15 protein-coding genes are annotated in these 15,594 nt (G+C 37.7%); 11 read left to right on the top strand and 4 right to left on the bottom strand.

Going from position 1 to position 15,594, the window contains the following annotated elements; translation table 11 throughout:
* Positions 1-89: 89 nt before the first annotated feature.
* Both BW964_RS06515 and BW964_RS06505 read right to left on the bottom strand, forming a co-directional pair.
* Positions 90-728: a hypothetical protein gene (locus BW964_RS06515; protein ID WP_076505824.1), complete on the bottom strand. Its 639-nt coding sequence runs from the start codon at positions 726-728 to the stop codon at positions 90-92.
* Positions 729-1,581: 853 nt separating this feature from the next.
* The gene (locus BW964_RS06505) at positions 1,582-2,010 is read right to left on the bottom strand and encodes a DUF4268 domain-containing protein (protein ID WP_076505820.1); all 429 of its coding nucleotides are present in this window, start codon (positions 2,008-2,010) and stop codon (positions 1,582-1,584) included.
* A gap of 142 nt (positions 2,011-2,152) precedes the next feature.
* Between BW964_RS06505 and BW964_RS06500 the strand changes: the two genes are divergently transcribed.
* The 3 genes from BW964_RS06500 to BW964_RS06490 all read left to right on the top strand — a co-directional run bounded on the left by BW964_RS06500 (position 2,153) and on the right by BW964_RS06490 (position 4,029).
* Positions 2,153-2,560, top strand: a complete 408-nt coding sequence (locus BW964_RS06500) for an RrF2 family transcriptional regulator (RefSeq protein ID WP_076505819.1) — start codon at positions 2,153-2,155, stop codon at positions 2,558-2,560.
* A 202-nt stretch (positions 2,561-2,762) separates the two neighbouring features.
* Positions 2,763-3,650, top strand: a complete 888-nt coding sequence (locus BW964_RS06495) for a sulfite exporter TauE/SafE family protein (protein WP_076505817.1) — start codon at positions 2,763-2,765, stop codon at positions 3,648-3,650.
* A gap of 88 nt (positions 3,651-3,738) precedes the next feature.
* On the top strand, positions 3,739-4,029 hold the full coding sequence (locus BW964_RS06490) for a putative quinol monooxygenase (RefSeq protein ID WP_076505812.1): 291 nt from the start codon (positions 3,739-3,741) through the stop codon (positions 4,027-4,029).
* Between the two features lie 186 nt (positions 4,030-4,215).
* Here the strand turns inward: BW964_RS06490 and BW964_RS06485 are convergent, their stop codons facing one another.
* Both BW964_RS06485 and BW964_RS06480 read right to left on the bottom strand, forming a co-directional pair.
* Entirely contained in the window at positions 4,216-5,505 is a 1,290-nt protein-coding gene (locus BW964_RS06485; RefSeq protein WP_076505811.1) for a T9SS type A sorting domain-containing protein, read from the bottom strand.
* 195 nt (positions 5,506-5,700) lie between these two features.
* Positions 5,701-6,519 carry a T9SS-dependent choice-of-anchor J family protein gene (locus tag BW964_RS06480; RefSeq protein WP_076505809.1) on the bottom strand — a complete coding sequence of 273 codons (819 nt, stop codon included), beginning with the start codon at positions 6,517-6,519 and terminating at the stop codon, positions 5,701-5,703.
* Positions 6,520-6,612: 93 nt separating this feature from the next.
* Between BW964_RS06480 and BW964_RS06475 the strand changes: the two genes are divergently transcribed.
* The 8 genes from BW964_RS06475 to BW964_RS06440 all read left to right on the top strand — a co-directional run bounded on the left by BW964_RS06475 (position 6,613) and on the right by BW964_RS06440 (position 15,506).
* Entirely contained in the window at positions 6,613-8,727 is a 2,115-nt protein-coding gene (locus BW964_RS06475; protein WP_076505807.1) for a TonB-dependent receptor plug domain-containing protein, read from the top strand.
* Positions 8,728-8,743: 16 nt separating this feature from the next.
* Positions 8,744-9,850, top strand: a complete 1,107-nt coding sequence (locus BW964_RS06470; protein WP_165789179.1) for an HmuY family protein — start codon at positions 8,744-8,746, stop codon at positions 9,848-9,850.
* A 21-nt stretch (positions 9,851-9,871) separates the two neighbouring features.
* Positions 9,872-10,750 (top strand): heme/hemin ABC transporter substrate-binding protein, encoded by an 879-nt coding sequence (locus BW964_RS06465; protein ID WP_076505804.1) that lies wholly within the window; start codon positions 9,872-9,874, stop codon positions 10,748-10,750.
* Complete coding sequence (locus BW964_RS06460) at positions 10,734-11,774, top strand: FecCD family ABC transporter permease (protein ID WP_076505802.1); 1,041 nt, start codon at positions 10,734-10,736, stop codon at positions 11,772-11,774. Before BW964_RS06465 ends, BW964_RS06460 begins: the two co-directional genes overlap by 17 nt.
* Complete coding sequence (locus BW964_RS06455) at positions 11,774-12,547, top strand: heme ABC transporter ATP-binding protein (RefSeq protein WP_076505801.1); 774 nt, start codon at positions 11,774-11,776, stop codon at positions 12,545-12,547. Before BW964_RS06460 ends, BW964_RS06455 begins: the two co-directional genes overlap by 1 nt.
* A gap of 2 nt (positions 12,548-12,549) precedes the next feature.
* Positions 12,550-13,200: a class I SAM-dependent methyltransferase gene (locus BW964_RS06450; RefSeq protein WP_076505799.1), complete on the top strand. Its 651-nt coding sequence runs from the start codon at positions 12,550-12,552 to the stop codon at positions 13,198-13,200.
* 4 nt (positions 13,201-13,204) lie between these two features.
* Entirely contained in the window at positions 13,205-14,233 is a 1,029-nt protein-coding gene (locus BW964_RS06445) for a hemin-degrading factor (RefSeq protein WP_076505798.1), read from the top strand.
* Between the two features lie 400 nt (positions 14,234-14,633).
* The gene (locus tag BW964_RS06440) at positions 14,634-15,506 is read left to right on the top strand and encodes a ChaN family lipoprotein (protein WP_076505796.1); all 873 of its coding nucleotides are present in this window, start codon (positions 14,634-14,636) and stop codon (positions 15,504-15,506) included.
* Positions 15,507-15,594 lie beyond the last annotated feature (88 nt).

The following is a 15,594-nucleotide window of genomic DNA, read 5'->3' as shown; positions in this document are numbered from 1 at the left end:
AACGCTTTAAACCCGGCATTTTTACTTTGACTAAAATACGAAAAAATATAAACGGATGTTTGGTTTTTTCGAAAAATTTTCAATGTTTTTTATTCTTTGTCCACCGTTTTTGGGAGTAGTGCCGCCGTTTTATAGTAGCTTATATCGGTGTCTATATGGCTCTGAAGATCCTTAAAAGTAGAGTATTCATAATGTTCCCATTCCATATCATCATTGGGGTTGGGTGTTTTATCTATGGCGAGTTCAAGCTTTCCGTCTTCTTGGTAGCTGAACTCAATGGCTGCATACTTTTCGCCATTTTCATCAAGCGTATACCAGCATTTGGTGGTTCTTTCCGGTATAGGCTTTAAGGTTTTATTATCAAGGATTTGCGAACAGATAAAATTTTCCGGATCATCATGATAGAAAACGGTCTTTGAAATCAAAGGCTGGTCATCTACTGATAAAGAATACATTTTGTTGGTGGCGATCGTGAAACCTCCGGCAGATTCTCTTTGTTCAATATCGAAAAGATCAGATTTTTCTTTCAGATAATTCACAATCTGTTCCTCATCTTCATCCTGATTCATAAAATAATTAATGCTGTATATCTGGTCTTCGGTAAGAAATTCGATCTCTTTAAGTACCTCAGAATCTTTTTCGTAATAATATAAATGATAGTCGTCCAATTTCTCAGCTTTTGCTTTTGAAATCACTTCTCCAAAAATGTTTTTATATACTTTTTTCATGTTAGTCGTTTAATGTAAAGTTGTGTTATCCCTGTATTGGTGCCAATGGAAACTTGGAATTATTGTACACCTCTTGAATTCCGCAGTCTTTTAGATAGAATTATCCTGCTTTGGTTAAGTTGACTTTAGAAATTCTGTGCAATTTCATACAGGTTTTTTCAGGACTATTTTTCCTGAAGTTTAAAGCCGTTGATATGTACAGTTGTGAGAGAAATCTGTTGATAGTGGATACAATACCTCTATCTTTAGCGGAATCTTCATCCGCTGCAGGTGCGATTAACGTTTTATTCTGGTAGTCTGTATAACATACCATTTGTACTTTTTCCCATAAGTATGGATGCTGTCCATCAGTTTAAAATTCTTACCTCTGTAATCAGTTTTCATGGGTTTGTTTTTTTGTGAGTTCAAATATATTTAAAATCAGAGAATTAAGGAATTATATCTGAATTTTTATAATAAGGATTTTTTGCTAAGAAACCGGGATAAAGCAAATCCATCTCAGAAGCATAAATATAGGGAATCTCCGGGTTGCGATTTTCAATAGCGCAAAATTAGATTCCTTCACAATATTCTGGATCATAGAAACCTTCTGAAATAATAAAATCCATCTGTGTAATGATTTCATCGATAGCCTCTTTATCAGCGAAACAGTTCAGGAAATATCCCGGAAAATCATGATCAATACGGTGTATCGCTGTTTTTTATTAACCGTTTTATCACCGGGAAAAGTGAACGGGCGGTTGACAAAGAAAAGCTTATATTGCTCTAAAACATTTACATATTGAGTGGCCATACCTTAAAAACATTTGAAATACCTTCTAATTTTCAGTGATCATGCAAAGGTAAAAATGAATTAAACGTCCTTGATAAAATCTTCATATTCATAATAGAAACGCTCAAAACCATCCATTTTCTCCCAGAAAAATTCAAAAATATCCTGCCAGGAATTTTTATTGAATAGAGAAACATCATGTTTTTCAATCCAGATTTTACTGATCACTTTTCCATTGTCCAGCGTAAAATATTCATCTTTATGAAAATCTCCGATGAATTCCTGTAGAATATCTTCCAGAGACCAGATCTTTTCATAATAAGCATTCCGGAAAATCTCATCCTTCATTTCTATATCCAATGACACTTCCGCCTTTTTATTATCGGCATTAAATTTAAATGAAAAATCCTTGATCTTGGTATCATACAGGAGCCATTTTCTTGGAAAAGACTTTCCAAATGCCGTCCAAAACTCCTTTTTTAACTGCTGTGCTTCTTGTTTACTGAACATGTGAACAAACTTAAGGATTTAATAGGAAAAGGACAAAAAGGCAGGTACCATACCTGTGAATTTTATTGTTTATATTTCTTTACTTTCTTTGCCGTTAAAACTACATTGATCTAATTCAAAGTATTTTCTTATTTTTGCTATAATGCTTTCAAAAAAATCTCAATATGCTTTTAAAGCGCTTTCGTACCTTGTAGAGAAAAGGAATGATGGCCCGGTCCTTATTTCCGAAATTGCGGAACATAAGAAAATCCCTTTAAAGTTTTTAGAAAATATTCTGCTGGAATTAAAAAAAGCGGATATCCTTGACAGTAAAAAAGGAAAGGGAGGAGGATACTTCCTGAGGGGAAATCCTGAAAATGTGAAACTTGCAAAAATTATCCGTTTGGTGAACGGACCCATTGCCATGCTTCCATGCGTCAGTTTAAACTTCTATGAAAAATGCGATGACTGCAATGAAGACCATTGCGGGCTGCATGATGTACTGATAGAAGTCCGGGATGCATCGCTGAATATTCTGGAGAGTAAAACTTTAATGGATCTGGTCGACTGACCCGATCCTTTTTTTTGAATAATTAGTCTACTCATTTGGTAGGATAATATTTTTATCAGATATTTGCATTGCACCCAATGAAACAATCACATGAAAAGCTCTTCTCCTGAAGGTTTTTTTAAAGGTTCTGACCAAGAGATAAAGGAAAATATTTTATCGATGAACCGGAATTGTAGCGAAAGGACTGTAATGATATTGTAATATGATAATTTCAAGAAAAATCCAGATAAGACTCAATGTATTCTTTATTACAGCCGCAATAGTGCTGATTGCAGTGGTATCCATGTACGAACTGGGCTATATAGACGAGCTTCTGAATATTTTAGCCAAAGACCATTACATTTTTTACTGGATGCTCCTGGTCGGTGTATTTGCAGAAATCGTAGCCGGATCCATGGGAATGGGATATGGTGTGATTTGTACGACCACTCTTTTATTTCTGAATATTCCGCCTCATATCGTCAGTGCCAGTATCCATTCTGCAGAGAGTTTTACAACGGCTGCCGGAAGTCTGAGTCATATTAAATTAAAAAATGTAAGTAAAAGTCTGGTTAAGAAACTGGCCATTCCTGCCGTGATCGGAGCAGTCATTGGAGCGCTAAGCCTTACCTATCTGGGCGAGTATTATTCGAAGATCACGAAAACACTGATTGCTTTCTATACCCTTTATCTGGGAATTCAAATCCTTTCCAACGCATTCAAAAAGAAACAAAACAGGGCCATGAAAGGAAAGACCAATCTTACTAGGCTGGGTTTAATTGGTGGATTCATAGATTCATTTGCCGGAGGAGGCTGGGGGCCACTGGTTACCGGAACCCTTATTAAAAATGCATTTACCCCAAGATTTGCAGTCGGCAGTTCTACCGTAGCCAAATTCATACTGACCATAACAGCCGCAGTTACTTTCTTTCTTACGTTGGGAATCCAGCATTGGAATATTATTCTTGGTCTTTTGATTGGGGGGATCATCACCGCTCCGTTTTCGGCTATGCTTACGGCAAAACTTCCTGTAAAAAAAATGTTTCTCGTTATTGGGATTCTGGTTATTGTCATGAGTTCTATAACTATTTATAAATCAGTTTTTAATTAAAATAGATGGTATTTGTGAAAAAATAAAAGCTTCAAAAACATTTTTAGCTTCGAAAATATTTTACATTTACACCACTAAATAATAGAAAATGAATTTACATGTAATCGCGCTTTTTAAGTTTAATGAAAACTATCTGATGGACGCTGTAGAATTATTTCAGAGTCTTGTCAAAGAAACGAGAAAAGAAGAAGGATGCCTTCAGTACGACCTGATCGAAGATAAAGACAATAAAGGAACTTTTTTCATGGTTGAACTTTGGGAAAGTGTTGACCACCACAACAGACATAACGGACAAGATCATCTACTGGATTTCCGCAAAGATGCAGCTAAAATGCTGGAAAGTTCCGTAGAGGTGTATAAAGGGTTTAAAATTTACTAATGTTAAGGATTTAAAGATTTAAGCATTTAAAAATTTAAAGATGCAGTAGTTACAAAAATTGTCCTCTTTTCATTCTTTAATCGTTCAATCGTTGAATTAAAAAATATCATATAAAATAAAAGGCGGTTTCAGAATTCTGAAACCGCCTTTTGATTAGAAAAAATAGAAAGTATTAAAATTTTGAGTTTATTTTACGATAAGTTTCTTGGTTTCCGTACTGCCGCCAAAAGTGATTTTTACCAGATAATTTCCGGCCGTAAGGTGGGATAAGTTAAGATCCTGCTTGTAGAAACCAGCCTGATTGGTCAGTTCTGCAGTGTAAACTTTTTTTCCTGTAAGATCATAGACTTCTATACTTCCTTTGTTATTGGCTTTTTCTTTAACATCAAAAAGAACAGTTACCTTTTTGTCCGCTGTTGTTGGGTTAGGATAGATCCCGAAAGAAGCTTTTTTGCTTACTTCTGTAATTCCCAAAGTGGCAGTGATCTTTTTGTATTTGAAATACATATCTCCTGTAGTAGCGCCTCCGTTGGTTGTGAAGTACATTCTGTAATAGTCATTCCCTTTTTTAACGTAATACACGACATTGTTGTAAACATTTCCAATCCCTTTCCACGAATGACCGATAGTGGTAAGATTTGATGAGAAATTGGTGTCGGCAGGAGTGGTAAAAGTGGCTGTTTCCTGTGTTTCAGGCTGTACTTTTGCTACTTTTACACTGGGTCCCTGAATAGCCCCGGTAAGAGGATACATCATCATGTTATTATAGAAAGTATAATACTTGGTAAACATAAGATCCCAGCCACTTTTAGAAGGTTCCATAGCAGGAACTTTTGCGCCTGTAGTAAAAGAGAAGTAGTTAAAGTACGCATCATCCGAACCGTTGGCAAGCGTTCTGGTTTCAGTAGGGCCCCATGCTGTTCCGTTCCATTTTGAATATTTAAAAGTATATCCGGCAAAAGCATCTTCAATAGCAAATTTTACATAGGTATTGGAGGTGGTATATTTCAAAACAAAAATCGCTTTCCCTTCAATGTGGTGATTCAAGCTGTTGTAGACTCCCCAACCCGTTGAAGGAAGCGTAGGATGGGTGACAGGCCCTTGCTCAAAAGCTCCCTGGCTAATATCTGTCGCCTGGTCCGGGTTATAGAGCGGCTCGCCCCAGCTTCCTATGTTACTGATGTTGATATTATCCCAATCTGCCATGTTGGTGGAAGCAGTATATACTTCAATACTCATCGCATCATTCACTCTTGAACCAAATGCAAAGTTGGAATTTCTGTAAAAAGCAACATCCCATGTATTGGCTGGCTGAGAAACCATATTACCGTTGGCCAGGTTAAAAAACACACGATTCTGGTAGGAAGGTCCCATCGTCATATTTGCCTGCGTGTATCCTAATGCATCAGTTTGTGCTAAAACAGTCTGTTGAACAGAAAGAGCAAGAACTGAAGCCAATAATAGTTTTGTTTTCATAACTGATTTTTTTAAATTCTTATTTAGAATGATTCTACAAAAGTATATAATTATTTTTAATCAGTCTAAATAAAAACATGACATTTGTCTTGTTTTTCTATTATTGATGGCAAAAATAAACGTGTCCAGATACAAAAAAAGCCGGCTGGAATATCTCCAGCCGGCTTTTTTAAGGGGTGTACAATCTAATATCCCTTATTTTTTGATGAATTTGGATTTTACTGCTGATCCTTCAGCGGTTTCCACAAGTATATAGTAAACTCCTGTCTGAAGAGTGCTGATGTCAAATTTCTGTCCTTTTAATTTTCCTTCAGCTACTTTTTGTCCTGCTGCAGAATAAACCTCAATGTTTTTAGGTTCTGTTCTTGTGATAAATTCTAAAGCAGTATTGTCAGAATTTACAGCAAATTTAAAGTTCTCTTTTACGGCAGAAGTATCATTGACTGCCAATGAGGTACTTGGCTTATAGACTACGTCATCAATTTGGATAGCGACGTGTGTAGCAGTTGGCGTGAATTTAAATACAATATAAGAACCTGTAGTCGAAGGAATAGTAACACTTAAGTTCTGAATAACTCCAATTGTCGTTACATTGATAGGAGTTCCTACCCCCACAAAAGTCGACATATCGGTAGGGCTTGTTGCTAATCCTATTTGAATCGTTCCAGGTCCTGGAGATGGAGATACCAAGGTAGCGGTAAATGTCAAAACTTTGTTTCCTGTCAGATTCTCAATCAGAGGAGTAACAAGATAAGACGGAGTGGTCGCGTTATTACACGCATAAGACTGGATAAATCTCTGCGTATTATCATTTTCAAGAGCAGCTACAATCATTCTTGGTGGTGCCGGTGGAAATGCGCCCGTAATAGGAGCTACCACTGCAGACCATCCTCCCTGAGGAAAAGTAGTGGTTCCGGTAGTAAAGTTGTTGAAATTTTCATTAAGCGTCGCTACTTGTGCATTCGCTGTAAAAGCCGTAAACATCAAAGTTCCTAAAAGTAGTTTTAATTTCATAACGTTATTTTTATTTAGAATTGTTCTACAAAAATAAGTATTTATTTTTAACTATTCTAAATAAAGCATTATATTTGCCAAAATTTTTACTCTATGAAGAAGAAGGTGCTTTCCGTTCTATCATTATCCATTGCCTTTTGGATGAACGCACAAGAAAAAGATTCTCTTAATAAAAATAAAATAGAGGAAGTTGTCATTACCGGACAGTATACACAGCAGTCCATCAACAAATCAATATATAAAGTTGACGTCATCGATGCTCAACAGATCAAAAATATGGCGGCTACCAATGTCGCAGATGTTCTCAATCAAAGTCTTAATATCCAGATTACGCCAGACACCCGTTCGGGTAATTCTACGGCTAACATTATGGGGCTTGATGGAAATTATGTGAAAATATTAATCGATAATATTCCGGTAGTAGGAGATACAGGATTGGGAAGTAATATTGACCTTACCAAACTCTCTCTGAACAATGTAGAAAGGATTGAGATTGTTAAGGGAAGCATGGGTGTGGAATACGGAAATGGAGCAGTGGCCGGAGTCATCAATATTATTACAAGAAAAACCAGTGCAAAAAAGATTGCCGTAAAAGCATCTCTTCAGGAAGAAACCGTAAGAAATAACTACGACCTTAAGAAAAAGGGAAACGGAAGACATATTCAGAACCTTCATGTAGATTATAATATAGACAGCAACTGGTTTGCGAATATCAGTTTCAACCATAATCAATTTATGGGCTATGAAGGCGATAGCAGAGGATACAAATATTTCGGAACAGATCCTGAAATAAAAAGAGGCTACGAGTGGAATCCGAAGGATCAGTATGATGCTTCAGCATTGGTACGATATACGAAAAACAAAACTTCATTCTACTATAAGCTTTCTTATCTGAATGAGAAATTTAATTTTTACAATCCGGAAATGAGCAGAATTCCTCTGAACGACGGCTTGGGAGGGGTTGTGTATCAGAGCAGGGATAGAGAATATAATACCAACAGGTGGATTCATCAGTTCAATATCCAGGCAAATTTAGGGGATATCCGCTATATGGGAGACTTTTCTTATCAGACCCAGGATAGAAAATACTTTGATTACAACTACGATATTCCTAACAGGTCCGTTACAAGTAAGGATGAAAAAAGATCCTATTACCAGACCGATATCGTCTATTCAAGAGGAATGTTCAGTAATTTTCTGAACAATAAAACTTTTGATTTTCAGCTTGGTTATGAATTAGATTATACCAACGGCCAGGCAGCCCTTATTGCAGGACAGTTTTTTGGCGATTCTGTGAAAAGAAATATTTTTACTTACTCCACTTTCATTTCAGGAGAATGGAATATTTCAGATCAATTCTCATTAAGACCGGGAGCCAGACTTTCGGTAAGTGACAGGTTTGATAATCAGTTTAATTATTCTCTTTCTGCAAGACTTAAAACCTCTGAGAACTCAAATCTGAGAGCTGTTGTCGGTACGGCCAACCGTTTTCCTACCTATGACGAGCTGTTTACCTACTTTGTGAATATTAATCATGACCTTCAGGGAAATCCTGATCTGAATCCGGAAAAAGGTTTTTCAGCGGGTCTTTTCTGGGATCAGAATTTTTCGGCTGGTAACGACTGGAAAATAGCGTATGGCGTTAATGCACTCTATCTTGACGTACAGGACAGAATAGAAATGGTGATGGTGAAAAAACCTTCGACCTATAAATATATGAACCTCAATACTTATAGAAACATGCTTTTATCTGCTAATGTAGATTTTAGAAAAGATCAGTTCGCATTTTCTTTAAGAGGTTCGGTCAATGGCACTTCAGTATCATTGAATGAATTGGATCACACTTCTCCTACAGATTTCCAATATCTTGTCCAGGCCGGAGCATCAGCCAATTATAAACTGAAAAATCCGGGGACTGGCTTTTCATTGTATTATAAATATACAGGACCTGGAAGAAACTATGTACTGGAGAATGATACGGAAGGCTTCAGACTGGGTAGAACAGATGGTTTTCATATGATGGACTTCATTGTCAGCCAACCTTTCTGGAAAGATCATATGGAAGTTTCACTTGGGGTTAAAAATATCTTCGATGTTACCAGCTTGAACTCTACTGCAAGCGCGGGATCCGCTCACACTGCGGGCGCAGACCGTATTAATTTATATTACGGAAGAAGCTATTTTGCAAGATTAATCTATCAATTTTAAAACATAAGCTATCATTATGAAATATTTAAAAATACTATCCCTTCTATCTATTGTTGCTTTGCAGTCATGCCTTGCAGCTGATGAAGACCCGGTGCCGGTGGCTCCCCTTACAGGATCAATAGTAGATGTTGCCGTAGGAGGACCTACAGAACCTAATCAGGTGTGGATTGATTTAAGTGATTACCAGAATGCTGCCACCAATACCAGAACCAGCTGGGATCTTGGTTTTTATACAGGCGATGCATTCCGTGTAGTGATCAATGGATCTATAGCGATGACCGTTGCCAAAATTCCGAATATTACAGATATCAATCTCGTTAAGGAATCGGATGTTGCCACGCTTAAAACAGAAGCTCAGGTTGGAACATTCAGTGTGGCCAATATGCAGTATGTAGACAACCCAATTGGAAATTTCCTCACCCAGACCACAGGAATTGATGCCATCAAAGAAAACGATGCAGAAAATCCAATCTATCTGGTCAACTTAGGAAGAGATATTCCGCCTTCAACCAGTATTGGAGCGGGATCTGTCAGTTTATCCGGATCAGCAAGAGGCTGGAAGAAAATTCAGATTCTACGTGCCCTGAACGGTTATAAAATACGGTATGCTGATGTAGCAGCAACGACTTATCAGGAATATATGATTCCAAAAGATACCGAGTATAATTTTACCTATTTCAACCTTAAAACAGGAACCCCTGCTAAGGTACAGCCGAAAAAGAAAAAATGGGATCTGGCATTTACAACGTTTACGAACGAAGTATTCTCGACCCCGACTACGAGTGCAGGAAGCTATTTCTACGCTGATTTTATTATCACCAATACTTTAGACGGCGTTGGAGTATATCAGATCAATGCCGGAGGTAATCTTGAACAGGCTTATAATGCATTCAAATTAAGCGATGTAGATCCGTCTAAATTTATTTTTAATGACCAGCGTGCGCTTGGAGATAAATGGAGAACCACTACCGGAACGCCTGATATACCACAACCTTTTGTGTACTCAGACCGTTTCTTTGTGTTAAAAGATGCAGAAGGATTTTATTTTAAACTGAGATTCAATGCCATGAAAGACAAAAATGGAAACAGAGGGGCTTCCAATTTCGAATTCGACCCTTTATAATCAATCTAATAATAGTATATCATGAAAAAAATTATCCTTGCAGCTTCCATTCTGATGGCAGTCTATTCATGCAAAAAAGAAGAAGGTGCTAAAAAAGAAAATACAACAGAAACCTCTGCTGAAGCTCCCAAAAGCAACAACAAGATCGTTACATTGAGCGGTGGAGTTACAGAAATTGTAAGTGCACTGGGCCACGAAAAAGAAATCGTTGGAACAGATGTTACCAGTACGTATCCTGAAACGTTAAAAGCTACAGCCAAAGATCTTGGTCATGTAAGATCGATGACGATCGAGCCGATTATGGCGGTAAGTCCCACTTTAATTTTAGCTTCAGAGAAAGATATCAATCCTGAATTAATGGCTAAAATCAAGTCTTCAGGAATTAAAACCGAGGTTTTCAAGCAGGAATTTACCGTAGAAGGAACTAAAAAGCTTATTGCCGATGTAGCCAAAGCAGTAGGAAATACAGATTATCAGAAATTGAACGATAAAATCGATGCGGATTTGAAACAGGTTCAGCCCATTGCTAAAAAACCAAAAGTATTGTTCATCTACGCAAGAGGAAATATGCTGATGGTTTCAGGCACAAAAACTCCAATGGATGCTCTCATCACTCTTGCCGGTGGACAAAATGCTGTAACCGATTTTGAAGATTTCAAACCTTTGACACCGGAAGCAGTAATAAAAGCTAATCCTGATGTTTTATTCTTCTTCTCAACAGGACTTCAGGGTGCCGGCGGAAACGAAGGTGCTCTTAAAATGCCGGGGGTAGCTCAGACTAACGCAGGTAAAAATAATAAGATCATCGCAATGGACGGAGGATTGGTTTCAGGTTTCGGACCTAGACTAGGAGAAGCAGCAGTAGGATTAAACAAACTTTTAATTGAGAACACAAAGTAAATTATACTTTTATCTAACTATAGGTGCCGTACTGCTTGCGATCATAGCAGTACTGGCACTTAATACAGGAGTCTACGACTTTGGAGGAACATCACCCTTCAAAGTTTTATGGCAGTATATAAAAGGTGACCCGGGCTTATCTTTAAGCGATCAATATGTAATTTGGGAGGTAAGAGCATCCAGAATTGTCATGGCCATTCTGATAGGAAGCATGCTGGCAGTTTCAGGGACGAGTTTGCAGGGATTATTTAAAAACCCTTTAGCAACCGGTGAAGCGATAGGTTTAACGTCCGGAGCAACATTACTTGCGGCAATTGCCATTGTTTTAGGAGGACATTTCAAACAATATCTTCCTGAAGTGGTACAGTTTTCACTCGTAGGTATTTCTGCTTTTTTAGGAGCGTTACTCGCCATGATGCTGGTGTACAGGATTTCTACAAGTGCAGGGAAAACCAATGTGGTCATGATGCTGTTAAGCGGTGTGGCCATCACATCCATCGGCTTTTCGATTACAGGCTTTTTGATTTATATTTCAAAAGATGAACAGTTAAGAGACCTTACGTTCTGGAATATGGGAAGTCTTGCAGCAGCTACCTGGACAAAAAATATAATTTTGGCGGTAGTGATTGTTATTTCTTATGCGATCTTACTTCCGAAAGGAAAGGCGCTGAATGCGATGATGTTAGGGGAAAGAGATGCACAGCATTTAGGAATAAACGTTGAGAAACTGAAAAGGCAGATTGTGATTATTACCTCTTTGATGGTAGGAACCTGTGTCGCATTTTCAGGAACGATTGGCTTTGTAGGCCTTATTGTCCCTTATATTTTAAGACTTTTATTTAAATCGAATTATGTTTTCATTTTACCGTTGTCCGCAGTTTTAGGAAGTATTTTACTTTTGATTGCCGATACCTTCAGCCGAAGTATTGTGGCACCATCAGAATTGCCGATCGGTATTTTGACTTCGTTGATTGGAGGCCCTGTTTTTATTGCTATTTTAATTAAATTTAAAAAATCACTCTAATGATAAAAGCACATCAGATCAATTATCTTCACAAGGATTTCCATATTCTTGAGGGCGTTGATGTCTCTTTAGGATATGGTGAATTTTTAGCGATTGTTGGACCCAACGGAGCCGGGAAGTCAAGTCTATTGAGTGTTTTGGCCAATGAAATAAAGCAGGGAAAACACGAAATTTTATTCAAAGACCAATCGATTGCAGAATGGGATGTGAAAGAATTATCTCAGCATAAATCTAAATTTTCACAGCATAATTCCAACGAAATTCCTCTGGATGTAAAAGACGTAGTCATGATGGGGCGCTATCCATATTTTGATTCCCAGCCCCGTAAAGAAGATTTTGAGGCGATGAATAAAATGATGTACGAAACAGATATTGAGCATCTGAAAGACAGAGAATACAATACATTGTCCGGAGGTGAAAAGCAACGGGTTCATCTTTCAAGAGTAATGGCCCAGCTGGAAAATGAGATCGCCCATAAACTGGTATTTCTGGATGAACCTCTGAATAATTTAGATGTAAAACATCAGTACAAGGCTTTGGAGATTATTAAAAACTTCACCAGGAAAGCCAACAGTGCAATCGTGGTGCTTCACGATCTAAATCTTGCAGCGCAGTTTGCAGATAAAATTTTATTAATGAAATCAGGAAAGGTTGCCGCTTACGGAACACCGCAGGAAGTATTTACCGCTGAAACGATCAGTGAGGCTTATAATTTTCCTTGCACCATCTGCGGACACCCTATTACCAATAACCCGATGATCATTTTTGGATAACCATGGAAAAAGATGAATTAAAAATCCTCGCGCAGAATCTCGCCAATCCACAGGGAGAAAAAGGAATAGAGATCGGTGAGATGATGAATGCTACCAATATCAGCATGACCTTGGAAAGCATCAAAACGCTTCTGATAGAAGATGATGAACACCTCCTTGAAATAGGCCACGGAAATGCCGGACATCTTGGAAATATTTTAAAAAGAGCCCAAAATCTGAAATATACTGGCGTTGATATTTCTGAAACCATGTACAATGAAGCCAAAAAGCTGAACAAAGACTTTGAAAGCCAGGCCGATTTTGTACTGTATGAAGGAAAAAAACTTCCCTTTGAAGACCAGACTTTTGACAAAATATTTACGGTCAACACAGTCTATTTCTGGGAAAATCCGGTTGATTTTCTCAATGAAATCTACAGAGTTTTGAAAAAAGAGGGAACTTTCGTTCTTACCTTCGGACAGAGAAAATTCATGGAAACACTACCGTTCACGGAATACGATTTTACCATGTACAGCAACTCCGAAATGGAAGAGCTGGTTTCTGAAAGCCACTTTAAAAGAATGAAAATTTCCGAGAAAGAAGAAGATATACAAAGCAAGTCAGGAAACGAAACCATCCATAGAATTTATACAGTTTTAACCATAAAAAAATAAAATAATGAGCACGTTAGTGAATGATCTAAAGGAAAAATGGGAGGCTCTGAAGGCAGAAAATCCACATATCAGAATAAGAAATGCTGCGGTACAGCTAGGCGTAAGCGAAGCTGAATTATTGGCAACCAGCATAGGAGAAGGCGTAACCGTTTTAAACCCTGAATTTCCGGCTATCCTTACCGAGGCCGAGAAACTAGGAAAGGTGATGGCGCTTACCCGTAATGACGAATGCGTGCACGAAAGAAAAGGAATGTATCAGAATGGAGACTTCAGCAGTCCTCATGCACAGCTATTTGTAGGGGAAGATATTGACCTGAGAATATTCCTGAACCACTGGAAATCTGCATTCGCAGTAGTGGAAGGAGACAAAAAAAGCCTTCAGTTTTTCGGAAAAGACGGTCTGGCGCTTCATAAGATCTATCTGACAAAAAATAGTGATGAAGCAGCTTTCGATGCCATTACAGAACAATTCAAAGCAGAAAATCAAAACGATGCTCTAACTTTTGAATCGGTAGCTCCAAAAGCACCGGAAAAAGCAGACTCTGAAATCGATGCTGAAGGATTCAAAAAAGCATGGACAGAATTAAAAGATACCCACGACTTCTTTATGATGACAAGAAAATTCGGGGTGAGCAGAACTCAGGCTTTAAGATTAGCGCCGGAAGGATTTGCTCAAAAGATCGACAATGCTAAAGTGGTGAATGTTCTTGAAGATGCGTCAGAAAAGAATATTCCGGTCATGGTATTTGTTGGAAACAGAGGAATTATCCAGATCCACACAGGAAACGTGAAAAAAACACTTTGGCATCAGCAGTGGTTCAATGTGATGGATCCTGACTTCAACTTACATTTAGATGTTACGAAAATTGCTGAAGCATGGATTGTGAAGAAACCTACTGAAGACGGGGAAGTGACGGCTATTGAAGTTTTCAACAAAGAAGGTGATTTCATCGTTCAGTTCTTTGGAAAGAGAAAACCGGGAATCCCTGAATTGCAGGAGTGGAAAGATCTTGTAGCAGAATTAGAAAAATAATAATTAGATGATTTTGAATGGGCCGTTTTGTTTTTTTTAAAATTCAAGGCGGTCTTTTGCTTTGAAGCAACACTGTAAAAAGGTAGATTTGCTAAAAAGGGAAGAAATTTGATGTACGAATTGGTTTCAACCACAAAAGTCACAAAACCTAATTAAACACTTTAATTATTTTTAAAGGTAATACATTGCGCATACGAAGTACACTTAAGTTCTGTGAAAATCTTTGATTTTCTGCTTATGTGCTCTTATTATTTTCAGGATGGTAAAACTTTTAAAACTAAAGTGTTTTAAAGTGTTCAAATAAAAAACTTTTGTGACTTTTGTGGTTTTAGAATCAACATAAAAATTGGTGATATTTGTAAAGAATCATTTGTATAATTTGTGTTTAAATAAAATAAAAATGAAAAATATTTTCATAGCCATTTTACTGGCTGGTTTCTGTTCCTTAAGCGGACAGGATTTCAAAGCTTACCAGTTTTATGACAAAAAAGGAAAAGAAGTAAAAACAGATAAGCTGATTAAAGAACTGGCGGACTATGATGTCGTTTTTTTTGGCGAAAATCACAACAGCTCTATCAATCACTGGCTTCAGCTGAAAGTGACAGAAGGTTTGTTTCAAAAGAAAAACGGACAGATCATTCTGGGGGCAGAAATGTTTGAGAGAGACAATCAGGCTCAGCTGAATCAATATTTAGAAGGAAAATTGGATGCTAAAACATTCAAAGATTCAGCCCGTTTATGGAACAATTATGCGACAGATTATAAACCATTGGTGGATTTCGCTAAAGACAAAAAGGTGAACTTCATCGCGACCAATATTCCAAGGAGATATGCTTCGCAGACGGCAAAAGAAGGGCTGCAATCTCTGAATACATTGAGCGATAAAGAGAAAGCCTACATTGCTCAGCTTCCTATTAAAGTAACTTTGGACACTCCGGGTTATCAGGAAATGAAAGCGATGATGGGTGACCATGCGGAAGGAACGAAAGTGATGAATTTCATTTCGGCACAGGCTACAAAAGACGCTACCATGGCTGAATCTATCCTGAAGAGTATGCAGGCCGGAAAAACGTTTATCCACTATAACGGAAACTATCACAGCAAAGAATTTGGTGGAATCTATTGGTATATTAAGCAGAAGAATCCGAATCTGAAAATGGCAGTGATCTCTGTTTTTGAATCTGAAGATCCGGAACTGAAAATACCTGCGAAAGACTATATCCCGACAGATTTCAATCTGATCATTCCGGCTGATATGACGAAAACATTTTAAAATTCAATAGAAACGGGCTTTGGTCCGTTTTTTTTTCTAAATATTATGGACAATTGGTACAAAAACTCTATTCCAGTTACCTGTTTAA

This window comes from Chryseobacterium shigense, assembly GCF_900156575.1.
Lineage (GTDB): Bacteria > Bacteroidota > Bacteroidia > Flavobacteriales > Weeksellaceae > Chryseobacterium > Chryseobacterium shigense.
The sequence above is the reverse complement of the archived record's forward strand: the minus strand, read 5'-3'. Positions and strand labels throughout refer to the sequence as shown.

Excerpts from the sequence above, each read along its gene's own strand:
- BW964_RS06495 (WP_076505817.1), top strand. The coding sequence starts at position 2,763 with ATGATAATTTCAAGAAAAATCCAGATAAGACTCAATGTATTCTTTATT.
- BW964_RS06455 (WP_076505801.1), top strand. The coding sequence starts at position 11,774 with ATGATAAAAGCACATCAGATCAATTATCTTCACAAGGATTTCCATATT.
- BW964_RS06490 (WP_076505812.1), top strand. The coding sequence starts at position 3,739 with ATGAATTTACATGTAATCGCGCTTTTTAAGTTTAATGAAAACTATCTG.
- BW964_RS06480 (WP_076505809.1), bottom strand. The coding sequence starts at position 6,519 with ATGAAATTAAAACTACTTTTAGGAACTTTGATGTTTACGGCTTTTACA.
- BW964_RS06500 (WP_076505819.1), top strand. The coding sequence starts at position 2,153 with ATGCTTTCAAAAAAATCTCAATATGCTTTTAAAGCGCTTTCGTACCTT.
- BW964_RS06440 (WP_076505796.1), top strand. The coding sequence starts at position 14,634 with ATGAAAAATATTTTCATAGCCATTTTACTGGCTGGTTTCTGTTCCTTA.
- BW964_RS06485 (WP_076505811.1), bottom strand. The coding sequence starts at position 5,505 with ATGAAAACAAAACTATTATTGGCTTCAGTTCTTGCTCTTTCTGTTCAA.
- BW964_RS06445 (WP_076505798.1), top strand. The coding sequence starts at position 13,205 with ATGAGCACGTTAGTGAATGATCTAAAGGAAAAATGGGAGGCTCTGAAG.
- BW964_RS06450 (WP_076505799.1), top strand. The coding sequence starts at position 12,550 with ATGGAAAAAGATGAATTAAAAATCCTCGCGCAGAATCTCGCCAATCCA.
- BW964_RS06470 (WP_165789179.1), top strand. The coding sequence starts at position 8,744 with ATGAAATATTTAAAAATACTATCCCTTCTATCTATTGTTGCTTTGCAG.
- BW964_RS06515 (WP_076505824.1), bottom strand. The coding sequence starts at position 728 with ATGAAAAAAGTATATAAAAACATTTTTGGAGAAGTGATTTCAAAAGCA.
- BW964_RS06505 (WP_076505820.1), bottom strand. The coding sequence starts at position 2,010 with ATGTTCAGTAAACAAGAAGCACAGCAGTTAAAAAAGGAGTTTTGGACG.
- BW964_RS06465 (WP_076505804.1), top strand. The coding sequence starts at position 9,872 with ATGAAAAAAATTATCCTTGCAGCTTCCATTCTGATGGCAGTCTATTCA.
- BW964_RS06475 (WP_076505807.1), top strand. The coding sequence starts at position 6,613 with ATGAAGAAGAAGGTGCTTTCCGTTCTATCATTATCCATTGCCTTTTGG.